Origin of the sequence: Terriglobus roseus (genome assembly GCF_900102185.1) — a bacterium.
GTDB classification, from domain to species: Bacteria; Acidobacteriota; Terriglobia; order Terriglobales; family Acidobacteriaceae; genus Terriglobus; species Terriglobus roseus_A.
The window spans coordinates 1,285,509-1,297,778 of record NZ_LT629690.1; the positions used below are offsets into that span (position 1 = coordinate 1,285,509).

Below are 12,270 nucleotides of genomic sequence, written 5' to 3' on the forward strand. Positions count from 1 at the left end.
TATTCTTCGGTATATGAGTGAAGATCTCGATTTCAGGCAGATGCGATACTTCCTCGCGGTTGCAGAGACACTGCATTTTGGGCGTGCCGCAAGCACCCTTCGCATCGCGCAGCCGAACCTGAGCCTTCAGATCAAGAAGATCGAACGCGCTCTTGGACACGCACTCTTCAGTCGCACCACGCGCGGCGTCGCACTCACGCCTGCTGGTGAGTTTCTGGCTGCGAGGATAACCAGTCTACGCGGCAACTTCGACGATGCCATACGCACCGCCAGACGTATCGGAGAAGGCGCGGAAGGAACACTTTCGATTGCGTTCAGTGGTTCCGCAATGTACGGTCGGCTGCCGTTCGTCCTTGATCACTTCCGCAGGACATATCCCAATGTCGAAGTTCAACTGCGGGAAATGTATGCGCATGAACAGCAGCCGCTCTTGCTGGATGGCGCCCTCGACGTGGGATTCATTCGAGATGGTGCGCGTATTCCCGGTCTGAGGATGACGGCACTCTCGAAAGAACCGTTTGTGGCTGTGCTTCCGCAGTCTCACAATCTGGCAGTGGAGCGCACTCGGATTTCTCCGAGCGCTCTGCGCAACGAAGCCTTCGTGCTGTTCACTCCGCGCATAGCTCGGCTGGCATTTGAGCGTACCTTGGCGGTCTGTACCATGGATGGATTTACGCCGAACATCGTGTTGGAAGCTCCCCAGTGGGTCACAATTGTCAGTCTGGTCGCCGCCGGTATGGGAGTATCGATCGCTCCCGCAAACGTGGCTCGTCTCAATATTCCTGGCGCGGTGTTCCGTCCCCTTCGCTCAAGAGAAACATCTTCGATCGATCTCTGGACGGAATCGGCTGTGCGTAATCCTTCAGCGTTGCATCTCCAAAAAATAGCGAAGGAAGAATTCCGTAAGGCGGTTTGATAGCGTATCGCCCTTTTTCCTAATTTCGGGCTCGTCTGAACTCGGCGACGATTTACGCTGGCAGTAGTCCGGTGGAACGATACGATTCGATGAGACCGTCATATAAGGCGATGTCATTTCTACTTCTCGCGACGAGTTGAGCTCCCACGATTCCTGAGTAGATCGCACGGGCCCTCTTATCAGCTTGTCGCGGCGTAGCTACCTTGGCGGCAATGATCGTCTTCTTCAGCCATTCGATGTTCACGTCGGCGAAGGTTTGAACTTCCACTCGCACCGCTTCCGGGACGTCATCGAATTGAGCAGACATGAAGCTGCAGAGGCAAATACGGTTATCGTTTTCCAGTGCCCAACGAAACGTCTTCGGGTATTGACGCAACGCGTCCAGCGGGCTGGCGGAGTCCCGCAGTAATCCGTCGAGATAAGCCGCTGAATCCTCCCAGTACCGCTTCGCCACCGCTGCAGCCAGGTCCGCCTTACTGGGAAAGTAGTAGTAGATGCTTGCGGCCTTTATGCCCACCTGTTCGGCCAAATCACGGAAGTTCAACCCCGCGTATCCGTGAGCTTGAGCGACAAGCTTAGCGGTGGCCAGGATCTCTTCTCGCGCGTTCAGACTCATATGACCTCCACAGCTGCCAAAGAAATTCTCATCGATTTTGAATCTACCATGTGGCAGGTTGAATCTCAATGCTAGTCACCTGTCATGTGGCAGGTAGGAGGGAAGAGAATGAGCACAGAACTGATTTATGCCGACGCGACGAAGTTGGCCGAACTAATCCGCACCCGCGAGCTATCCCCGGTAGAGGTAGTCCAGGCTCACCTTGACCGTATCGCAGCCGTCGACCCCAAGGTGAACGCCATCGTCACCCTTGCGGACGACGCACTCAGGAACGCGAAAGAAGCGGAAGCAGCCGTCCAGCGCGGAGAGACACTCGGACCTCTGCATGGTGTGCCTTTTACGGCCAAGGACTCGATCGATACGGCACAGGTGCTCACACAACGCGGTTCGCCGATCTTCAAGGGAAGAACGCCGGATACGGATGCTACGGCGGTAAAGAGACTCAAAGCTGCAGGTGCGATTCTTCTGGCGAAGACGAATCTCCCTGAGTTCTCATACGGCATCGAGAGCGACAATCTTCTTAGCGGCCGAACGAACAACCCATGGAATCTGGAGATGACTCCTGGCGGCTCAAGCGGCGGTGAATCGGCTGCGATCGCTGCGGGGATGTCTCCTCTTGGCTTGGGCACGGACCTTGCGATTTCCGTGCGTGGGCCCGCAGCTCATACGGGTATCGTTTCTCTCAAGGCGACGCATGGCCGCGTGCCGATGACCGGGATCTGGCCGCGAGAGCCGCGGCGATTCTGGCATGTCGGGCCTATGGCGAGGAGCGTTCGCGATCTTCAACTCGCCTTTTCGCAGCTGTCCGGTCCTGATGGGCTTGACGGATTCTCAAGTAGCGCAGTTCCCTTTGATGCCGGCATCGGGGGCGACAGGAAGCGTGCCCTTCGAGTGGGCTGGCTCGTGGAGCCAGGCTATGGCCCTATCGACCGTGAGACGGCATCGACCGTGGAAGCTGCTGCGGAAGCGCTCAAGGCCTTCGGACATAGCGTCGAGTCGGTCCGCATCCCGGCTTTGGAACGGGATTTTGGATTCGACGTGTTCAGCCGCCTGCACGTGCTAGAGATGAAGCCAGGAGTGCAGCAGATCACTGCGGGCCACGATGAAAGTGAGATCGGGACTATGGCCCGGTTCATGCTCTCCCTGCCAGACACCCCCGCCGCCGATTACATCGATGCGGTGCAGGGTGCCGAACGTCTGAAGGACGGTTACGCAGACTACTTCTCGAAGTACGATGTCTTGCTCACTCCCGTCCTGCCCACACCGTCGTTCAAGCACGGTCAAAGCGAGCTTTCGATCAACGGCACAGCTACGAGCGTCATGGGCATCATGAACGTGACCTCACATCTCAACGTCACCGGTCTGCCGGGCGTAGCCCTGCGCTTTGGGACGAGCAGTCAGGGAATGCCGATCGGTGTGCAGATCGTCGGCGGATGGCAAGCCGAGTCGACCATCCTTCATGTCGCCTCTCAGCTAGAAAAGATAAGCCCTGTCCGCGAACTGCGTCCGGTGCTGTAAGGACTCGGAACCTCGGGATGCACGCAGGAGCTTGCCTCCAGTCTTGCGTGCATCTGGAACTTTGGTGAGAAGGCAGCGGCCATCAGAACAAGCCGCATGCGGTGTCAAGCGATCTGTGTTTCCGCCTCGGCGCACTCTGCCAACCGGTGAAGCTCTCCAAGGAGCCTTTCATAGGAGTCCTTTCCAAACCGTGAGATGACGTCGCCCTGCAACTCAGTCCACCTTGCATTCGCATCGTCAAGCACTCGGCGGCCCGCCCGAGTAAGTTTCGCTGTGCGGAAGCGGCTTCCTTTGCCGTCTACCGACGTAATCCAACCGTCGCGAATCATCGGATTCAACGCCCTGTAAAGAGACGTGCGATCCATCTCTAGTTCCTCAGCGACGCGAACCAGCGGCTCACCGGTGCGACGGGCAATACAGCGCAGGACAGCCTGCTGCGTGATATTCAGGCCAGCCGGAGCGACGCCCCTGTCGTAGACACGACCAAGAACGCGAGACAGTTTCTTAACAGTTGTGCAGGCGCACTGCGTTTCGCCCCGCGGCAATGATGTATACACATCCCAATTGTACATTTCATCGTCGAATGCGCTAAAAAGAGAATCCCATCATGATGCATATACATCACAAGGTGAAAAGAGAGGAAATCCATGTCAGCTATCCAGCCGCCGCAGCAGGACCATAATCCGGTCCAGACCTCCATCACGATGGTGTCCAAAGATGTAGCCACTGATGCCGGAGAGCCTGTTCGATATCTCTCAACCCCCAATCCAGAGGTCTCGTCCATGATCCTGACATTGCCTGCCGGCGGGAAGACCGACTGGATGACACATCCCGTGCCCGGCTATGTGTACATTCTCGAAGGCGAGCTCACGGTTGAGTTTGTGGATGGAACTCACGTCACCTTCAAGGCCGGCCAAGGGTTCTTGCAGGCACGCGCGAAGTGGCACCGTGGCGTGAACAGCGGTCAAGGCCAGATGCGATTTCTTGCAGTCTTCTTCGGAGAGAAAGACACCCCCGTGATTGTCAATCCGCCAAAGGGCGCGCTGGTAGACGCAAAGTAGAACGCACACTGACCGCTAATTGCTAGATCAAAGATTCGCCCTAAGTCGGAACCGGAGACATCGCAACAAATGAAGGTATTCATCGTATTCGCTCACCCGAGCGCCGCATCGCTCAATAGCACGCTCAAGAACGAGGCGGTACTCAAACTTCAGGAAGCGGGACACGAGGTCCAGGTCTCGGACCTGTACGCCATGAAGTGGAAAGCCGTTGCAGACGAGGACGATTTCCCGCAAAGGGATAGAGACAAGCCCTTGAACTACGAGGCCGCATCGGGAGTGGCTTATAACGACGGGACTCAATCCGCCGATGTAGCTGCCGAGCAGGCGAAGCTCTTATGGGCAGAGGCGGTTGTCTTGCAGTTTCCCTTGTGGTGGTACGGCATGCCCGCGATTTTGAAGGGCTGGGTAGAGCGCGTGTATGCCAAGGGGTTTGCGTATGGACGAGGAGTACATGGCAAAGCCAGCTATGGGGAGCGGTACGGCGAAGGCATCCTGCAAGGCAAGCGGGCGATGGTTTGCGTAACTGTTGGCGGACGTGTAGCCCACTATGGCCCGAGAGGGATTGGTGGCCAGATCGATGATATCTTGTGGCCGATTCAACACGGTGTTCTGTTCTATCCCGGCATGACGGTCGTTCCGCCAACGACTTTCTATGAGGTACGCAAGGCGAACGAGGAAGCCGTTCGCTCCTTCTGCACCCATTACGTTTCCAGGCTGCTTTCGATCATGGAGACTGACCCCATCCCTTACCGCACGCAGAACGGCGGAGATTACGACGCGTACCAGACCGTGCAGCCAAGATTGCCTGGTGAAGGCGCAGGTCAGTTCATCCATCAGAGCGGTACACCGTTCGTGGCAATCTTGAAACGTCTGGTCCCGAGGAGTTCACGCCGGTCCATTTTGCGCGAAACTCGCGGAGTTCTGAAACCAGCGGAAGATGAAGGAGAGCGCATGACAAACGAAGAGATCCTAAAAGGCACCGTCGTCAAGAATTGCCCATCATCATCATTGAAGGGAGAATCCATGGAGTCTACGTTGGCTGGGAAGGTCGCGGTCATCACCGGCGGTAGTGAAGGGATCGGTCTTGCTTCGGCACAGCATCTTGCCGCACGAGGTGCTGTGGTATTCATCACAGGTAGGCGCCAATCAGTGCTGGATGAAGCTGCGTCCAAGATTCCGGGCAGTGTCATCACTATTCAGGCTGACGCTTCCAAACCAGCGGAGTTGAAGCATGTATTTGAGGTGGTCCGGAACTCGCAACAAAAGCTCGACATTCTGGTGATCAATGCGGGTGTGCAGACCAAAGAAATGCTGGGTTCGATCACCGAAGAAGCACTCGACTACCAGCTATCGATCAATTTCAAAGGTGTCATCTTCACGATGCAGGAGGCTCTGCCCCTGCTGGTCGATGGCGCTTCTGTAGTTCTACTCTCGTCAAGTACGGCTATCAAAGGCTTGCCTGCGCGAACGGTCTACTCCGCAACGAAGGCGGCTATTCGCAGCTTTGCGCGGACATGGGCGAACGAATTGAAAGATCGTCGCATTCGTGTAAACGCTCTCAGTCCCGGCCCGATCATGACGCCCGCTATCCAAGCTAGCTTCCTCAATGAAGAGTCTAAGCAGGCCTACAGGACCCAGATTGCAGGTGCCGTGCCGCTCGGGCGTACCGGACAACCAGAAGAGATGGGAGAAGTGGTGGCCTTTCTGGCGTCCGCCGCCTCCAGCTTCATCAACGGTGCCGACATCCAGGCGGACGGTGGATTTGCCCAAGTCTGATTTATGAGCTGGATCGGGAGGGGTTCGAAGCCTTCATGCCATTAGTAGATATTTACGCGCGTCACCACCAAAGCAGTTACGGACCTTGGCTGGGAATGATACATCGGTTTCTCGCCACAAAAGCACTGGCAGCATCTTTCTCAACGCCCTTCTCCGGCGACTGCAACCGCGCCTTTGCGTTCCCGGACTGTCAGTCAGAACAAAGCCAAAGCCCCCACTGAAAAAATGGTTCGCCGGAAATGTATGGCGAGACCTTTGCCGAACTCCGGCAGAAGTTGCACGCCTGATTAGTCCTGTGAAGTCGGCATTTGGTAAGTAATCCAGCGCCATTGAAATCGGAGCGGGATTCAGAGCCAGATTCTGACCCTCCATCCCGCCCCCCGAGGTCACGGACGAAGCCCTGGTCGAAACCGCAGGTCGTTGACATCGAACTCGCCCACTTCCAGGTTGCAGAAGTAGATTTTGTAGAAGTGGTCTTCAACCTTTTCCAGTCCGATGTCTTCGCCCCGGAAGACCTCGCTGATGAAGACCCTGCTCTTATGCCAGCTGATATCGCCTGCATCGTTCACCCGTCGCGTCTGGAAATGAGCGGGATAGACATAGGCCTTTGTGTAGCGTGGTAAAAGCCGCGTGCTTGGAGCGTAGAGGCTTCCCGGCGTCTCGTGATTAAGCGCTTCATGAGGTCGCTCGTAGTTGTAGACGCGTCGAAATTCATCAAATCGCTTCTGTTGCGCACGGATTGTCTTGGCGGAAGGGCTTGTGGTGTCCTGCTTCAGCGTCCGGTGCATGCGTTCGTGTCGACCGTTTTGCTGCGGCTTACCCGGCTGAATACGTTCATGAACGATACCGAGTCGTTGCCACTCCAGTGAGAGCCGGGAGAGGCCAAGGATACCGGTGCCGGAGAACGGCGCGCCGTTGTCGGTACGGATGCGCTCAGGAACGCATCACCGCCAGTCATGCCAACGCGATTGCTCGTCTACCCGAAGAACATCAGGCCGATGCCTTTCATAACTGCTGGCGTAAGGACTGGCAGGACAACGAAGCGCATCTCTTACCCGTGCGGCATCTCGACGCATGGATCGCCGACAATCTCTTTCTCGATCTTGCCGACGCCCCGTTTGATCGTGAAGACATAACCCTCAATGTGGAAGCGGGTGCCTGTCTCACTTGCCCGAAACGCAGCGGCTACAACACCAGTCTCTTCGCGGACGTATCCGGCGACCAATGCCTCGATAGCGCGTGCTATCAGTCGAAGGTCACGGCCCACATCGCGGTGGTGTTGGTGGATCGTCCCGGTCTCGTGCAGATCGAAACCTCGTGGCGTCCTCCACAGCAACAGGTGCCGGGTGCATTGAACAAGAACGCCTATCGCATGCTCGATCTTCCGGATAACCCGGATGCGGATTTGCCCTGCAGCACGACGCGTACCGCGCTCATCGTCTACGGGCGTGGCATTGGGAACACGGTCATGGTCTGCACCGACAACGACTGTCCGGCGCATGATCCCGCAACCGCTGCCCGTATCGGGAAAGAACGGGCCGAACATCCTGCGCCGGTGGCCGCGCCTGCTGAGGACGATGAGACGGAAGAAGAACGGCAGGCAAGGGAAGAAGAGAACGAACGGCAAAAGCGGGAGTACGACGCAGAAGCGGAACGGCGGCGTGTGGAACGGGAAGAAGCCTTTGAACGAGAACAGAAAGAATATGAGGCAGAAGCAAAACGTCGCGAGGAAGCCTATCAAGCGCGCCTTGTTACGTTGGAACGAATCATCGAACACGCGCCGCTGGTCTTCAATTCGGATCAGTTACGTCTCTTGATTAAAATTCTCCTTCACGATGCGCCGTATGGCTTGTTTGAGGAGGCTGCGGAATACTTTACGTCGGACGATGAAGATCACGGCAAGACCGACGACGAACTTCTCACCGAAGCGCTGAGCGTGTGTGTCGATGAAAAGCTTCCCGCGTTCCTGTTGCGGCTGCTTCTCTCCGAACATCGTTCGTTTCCGTTAGGCGAACAGACAGATTGGTTGGAGAAAGCCGCTGCTCTCTTCGCCCCTGTGCCAGAGGAGCCCGCGCGTTCTTCGAAGAAGAAAGAGAAGGGAAGCAAGAAATTAACAGCATCCCGTCTCCGGAAGTCCGCATCCGATCAGGCAGCATAGAGTGTGACAGAATTTTTCCGTATTGGTCATCCCGGCAAATGTCCGGGATGGCCTTTTCTTTGCCTGCGCGGGGCGCCGGGAGAACCCTCTTCGGTTTCTCCCGGACTCTCATCCCGCGAACCCCCGCCCTTCCAACGTCCTTTTGGTACGAGAGCCTGAGGACGGAAAGATCAGGAAATTCACACATGAACTGGCAATGTGGCGGCTGGTAGGCCTGCGTCATCTTCATCGAGATGGGACACTAGATCCGACCTAAAGATCATTTGGGTCTTCTGGGTGCCCTGTTGGTTGGCTACGCAGCAACGAAGGATCGAAGAAGTGTTCGCAGTTCGAATTGGGTGCAGACAGGGTTTATAAAATGAAGCCCGTTGTCCGACCAACTGAGACAAAATGATGCCTCAGATCGACGTACTTACCCTTTGCAACATCCCATGCGGCCTCCGGGTATCGTCGCGAATAGGAGGCGAGAGACATAGCGAAGCAACTCCGATTTTCTCTGAAACCGCGATCTATATAGTGGGCGCGTCCATCTCGCCAGCGGCCTTGTCTGACTGCGTCGGCCACGTCGCGATGTTGTTGGAGATAATAACATTCATCAAACTGCTCCAAATAACCTTGCAGATCTCTCTCCACCCGAACGGCCTCGTTCAACGAAGTGGATAGTTCATCTGACGGGACATGTTGCCACATCCCATTTATCGCTCCGTGAGCGATGTGAAGCTCTTCGGCAAATACAGAATAGTTCAGCGGAAACAAATAGAACCGATAGCGGGGATCTCGAAGAGGTAACAGATCAACCGGTGGGTATTGGCGCGGGTTTAGCAACCCGTTGACGGGGAAGTAGATATTTGTCGCATAGGAAAGCCATGAGGAAAGCCACGAGAAGGTACTAACCGCAGGTACGATATTGATTGAGTTTCGAATGCTCTCGAAATCTTGCAATGCCCCTCCGCTGGGAACAAATTCTGCGCTTGGAAAACTCCGTCGCAGACTCATTGAATAATCATCGTCGCCCAACTGACCCAGAAATACAGGTTTCAATCCCGTACTTGCTAACAACTCTTTATAAAAGGCGATGGGGTGGACAACGTAGTGAGGGTGAACTGCCCGTAGGACTTCAGCTCCGCGAATGTTGCAAACTAGGTAGTCATCCCCAAAGCAGGCCGAATTGACGGGCTGTCTCCTAAATAGGTTCCGACTGAACTCAAGGGAGGGAAGGTTTTCCATCCTTTGCCCGTATCCCTTGAAGAGCAACCGATCAGCTTCGCCCGACTCACATATGGCTTGCAGCCGCTTCCGATCAATGTGATGACGACCGTGGAAAGAAGAATCTTGTCGTCCATGCGAGGCGCGGTGATCCAGTGACGGTATACGAATATTCCATTCGTCAAGCACGATGTCGGACAACTCGAGACCATGGTCCTGGGAAATCTTGTTGGCGACTAAGACTTGGATCATGCGATTACCCAGTCCACCGCGTGGAAGGACACTAACTACCGGTCGTCGATTGGACATGGGCATGAGAAAACTCGGGCCTCGACGCTTCAAAGTATCACCAAATGGTGCGGTTCCGGACGTATACTCACGTTATTACAAAGTGCAATTAGTGAATAACCTTTGAATATCGTATTTTCTTCACGTGGACGAGGCAGGGGACACGCCACACGAGACCTCGCGATTCTAAGAGAGCTTCGGATGATTGATCCGAGCATCACGTCATGCTTTCTATCTTACGAAGCCGGTGCCAAGGAACTACGCGAAGCAGGCGAATCGACTTTTGATCTCGGTCTGCCAGAAAGAAATCCCTTCTCGGAGACCGTTGTCCGAACAGCGCAATTACTGGATAGACTCCGTCCATCAATCGTGATTGCGCAAGAAGAACCCGCCGCCCTCATTGCTGCGCGAATCTTTCGTATTCCTGCGATTTTTTCGACGCATTGGTTTCCTCTCAAAGAGGATCCTTACAGTCATCATTTGTCCTATGCTGACAAGATCCTCTTTATGGAACGGGAGGGCTTGTTTATAGAGCCACAGGAAGTCGTTGGACGAGTAACCTACACTGGACCTATCGTCCGTCAAGTCCGTCCGACAACTGGGGGTTCGAAAGCTGTTCGTCGTCACTTGGGACTAAAGGCTACCGACCCACTAATTCTTGTGCTCCCGGGAAGCCCCCCTGAGGATAGGGAGCCAATCGCTCAGCTCATCCTAGATGCCTTTGACTGTCTACCTGAACCCCAAAAGGCTCTGGTGTGGGTGTCGCCAAGAGATATTGAGAAAGTGACAGCGTCGGCCGGTCCACGAAGGAATGTTCACGTCATGAGCAAAGTCTCCAATCTCGATGACGTAATCATTGCTAGCAATCTGGTGATCACCAAGGGAACATACAATCTGACAAACGAGATTCAGCTCCTGGGGCGCCCTTCGATTGCTTTGACACATAGATACAACCCGATCGACGACTACTTTGTACGGCACAGTCCTCAAGGTCACCTGGTCGATGTCCGGGAATGCAATTTGCAGGAGTTCGTCCGTTTACTTTCGGCTTCTCTTCTCCAGAATCCAGTCTTTGAAGCCACGTCGATCCCTCGAAGTGCGTTTGGCGGTGTCTCCCGTGCTGCTGCCGAAATCTACAAGTTCTTACGTCAAACGCCTCCCCAAACTACTCCGAAATGAGGTCACAAGTTTTGAGGATGACCTAGATAATGATGCGGCTTTCAGCAGTAGGCTTGTAGATGTCTTAGCTCGAATTGGCCCTATTGGGAAGGCTGCGCGCTTTCTGACAGGGCCGTGAGCCACTCCGCCAGTTTGCGCGAGATTACAACTGAATGAGCGCGTTTGGTTGTAACCTTCGCTTTGTCCGCGTACTCCTGGATAATCGGCTGGTGTTGCGGGGTACGATCCGACGGAACGCGAAGATCTACCTGTTCATTGAGCAACACGGCTACGATGGTCAGGGCGTGCGCTTCCCCCATCCACTGCGGGACAGACAAAGAGCGATCAGATTGAATCTGGTCACGCTTCTCGTCAAGGAGTTTGGCCGCATCCTGGGGCTCAAGCTGTCCTGATGAAATGCGTCCGAGTAGCGGCTGCGCAAATAGGAGACCGTCGCGCAATCCCTGTCGCATCGCATAGAGATAGGCAATCCCGTCCGGGGTTCCAAAGGTGCTCCCGTCCGCGAAAATCGCACCGATGATGCCTCCCTCGCATTGCGATACAGCGTCGGGAATTTTGATCGATTGGGCTTTGCCTGGATCGACAACAACATCAGGATTGAAGTTCATAAGGGCATCTTGATTCTTTTCGAATACCTGCGGGTGTCCCGAAGCAACTGGTGGACATTCGATCCGAACTCGATAGGCTTCTAAGGGGATTGCCGTCGAATTGGTAACTTGAAGCTCCCAGCCGGAAGTCGTTTGAACCCTACTCTCTGTGGGCCGTTTCTCTTGCGCATTGGCAGTCAAGAGAATAGGCACCACTAGAGCAATACTGGACAGCAATCGACAAGTCATACTTAGATCCTTTCTTCAATCACAGAATGCCCTATATGGATATGGACCATCCGGAGACATGGAGTCTGATCCAGGGTTGGAATTCTGGCAATTGCCGGTGGTGCACCCAGTGCCCGAGTAATAGTAATGGCTAGTGATTGTCCAAGTTCCGACGATAGTATTGTCGGCTTGGGGATGCCAGCCGTTGTAGTGCACAGTGGGTGGTGTGATCGGGGTGGTGATTGGGTTGTTGCTACAGTCATTTCCGTGCGCCGTGGAAAAGCCGTAGCCACTCTCTTTGGTAGGTCCATCTTGTCCAGGAACCGATGGAGTTGCGTCGATCATGAGATCCCAGTTGATCCAGAAGGGAGTGTTATCGCTATCAATCCATGAGACGTCTGTCGCGCTCGTGCACGAATCGCCATTTGTGATCCTGAAGTACGCTGGATTATCGCTTAGCCCTCCCGAATACCGAGAAAAGGGATATGTGTCCGCATGGCACGTGATTGTGTATGAATCGGGAGACATCGAAGAGGAGATATACAAAGTCGCCAGCCCCGATCCATCCGTTATCACCGTCTGATAGCTCGTGCCGGTCGTGAGTCCAACTAAAGTGCACGTGATCGTCGCTCCGGAAACTGGTCCCGACCAAAGCGCAGGGTAAGTTATGATGTTCGCGGCTATCGAACCGGTGCCGTAAAGAATGGTCGGAGAAGACACGGTAACGGTTGTGATTA

12 protein-coding genes are annotated in these 12,270 nt (G+C 54.9%); 7 read left to right on the top strand and 5 right to left on the bottom strand.

The features are described 5' to 3' along the window. Positions 1–13 precede the first annotated feature (13 nt). Positions 14–916, top strand: coding sequence for a LysR substrate-binding domain-containing protein (locus tag BLT38_RS05490; protein ID WP_083344281.1), 903 nt, complete (start codon positions 14–16; stop codon positions 914–916). 52 nt (positions 917–968) lie between these two features. On the opposite strand, the gene BLT38_RS05495 is transcribed toward BLT38_RS05490, so the two are convergent. Then, positions 969–1,532: a TetR/AcrR family transcriptional regulator gene (locus BLT38_RS05495; RefSeq protein ID WP_083344282.1), complete on the bottom strand. Its 564-nt coding sequence runs from the start codon at positions 1,530–1,532 to the stop codon at positions 969–971. 108 nt (positions 1,533–1,640) lie between these two features. Between BLT38_RS05495 and BLT38_RS05500 the strand changes: the two genes are divergently transcribed. Next, positions 1,641–3,050: an amidase gene (locus BLT38_RS05500; RefSeq protein WP_083344283.1), complete on the top strand. Its 1,410-nt coding sequence runs from the start codon at positions 1,641–1,643 to the stop codon at positions 3,048–3,050. Positions 3,051–3,154: 104 nt separating this feature from the next. Here BLT38_RS05500 and BLT38_RS05505 read toward each other — a convergent pair whose 3' ends face one another. Beyond that, positions 3,155–3,622, bottom strand: a complete 468-nt coding sequence (locus BLT38_RS05505; protein ID WP_083344284.1) for a MarR family winged helix-turn-helix transcriptional regulator — start codon at positions 3,620–3,622, stop codon at positions 3,155–3,157. A 75-nt stretch (positions 3,623–3,697) separates the two neighbouring features. On the opposite strand from BLT38_RS05505, the gene BLT38_RS05510 reads away from it, so the two are divergent. Continuing rightward, positions 3,698–4,111 (top strand): cupin domain-containing protein, encoded by a 414-nt coding sequence (locus tag BLT38_RS05510; protein WP_083344285.1) that lies wholly within the window; start codon positions 3,698–3,700, stop codon positions 4,109–4,111. Positions 4,112–4,180: 69 nt separating this feature from the next. Then, entirely contained in the window at positions 4,181–5,887 is a 1,707-nt protein-coding gene (locus tag BLT38_RS20755) for an SDR family oxidoreductase (RefSeq protein ID WP_197674940.1), read from the top strand. A 386-nt stretch (positions 5,888–6,273) separates the two neighbouring features. On the opposite strand, the gene BLT38_RS05525 is transcribed toward BLT38_RS20755, so the two are convergent. Then, positions 6,274–6,816, bottom strand: coding sequence for an integrase core domain-containing protein (locus BLT38_RS05525; protein WP_083344286.1), 543 nt, complete (start codon positions 6,814–6,816; stop codon positions 6,274–6,276). 128 nt (positions 6,817–6,944) lie between these two features. Here BLT38_RS05525 and BLT38_RS05530 point away from each other — a divergent pair, with 128 nt between their 5' ends. Continuing rightward, positions 6,945–8,045, top strand: coding sequence for a hypothetical protein (locus BLT38_RS05530; RefSeq protein WP_083344287.1), 1,101 nt, complete (start codon positions 6,945–6,947; stop codon positions 8,043–8,045). Between the two features lie 351 nt (positions 8,046–8,396). On the opposite strand, the gene BLT38_RS05535 is transcribed toward BLT38_RS05530, so the two are convergent. After that, entirely contained in the window at positions 8,397–9,503 is a 1,107-nt protein-coding gene (locus tag BLT38_RS05535; protein WP_083344288.1) for a hypothetical protein, read from the bottom strand. A gap of 237 nt (positions 9,504–9,740) precedes the next feature. On the opposite strand from BLT38_RS05535, the gene BLT38_RS05540 reads away from it, so the two are divergent. Further along, a complete protein-coding gene (locus tag BLT38_RS05540; protein ID WP_083344289.1) occupies positions 9,741–10,718 on the top strand; it encodes a hypothetical protein in 978 nt (325 codons plus the stop codon). Positions 10,719–10,798: 80 nt separating this feature from the next. Here the strand turns inward: BLT38_RS05540 and BLT38_RS05545 are convergent, their stop codons facing one another. Next, positions 10,799–11,542 carry a hypothetical protein gene (locus BLT38_RS05545; RefSeq protein WP_172838157.1) on the bottom strand — a complete coding sequence of 248 codons (744 nt, stop codon included), beginning with the start codon at positions 11,540–11,542 and terminating at the stop codon, positions 10,799–10,801. 334 nt (positions 11,543–11,876) lie between these two features. Here BLT38_RS05545 and BLT38_RS05550 point away from each other — a divergent pair, with 334 nt between their 5' ends. Further along, positions 11,877–12,116 (top strand): hypothetical protein, encoded by a 240-nt coding sequence (locus tag BLT38_RS05550; RefSeq protein WP_083344291.1) that lies wholly within the window; start codon positions 11,877–11,879, stop codon positions 12,114–12,116. Positions 12,117–12,270 lie beyond the last annotated feature (154 nt).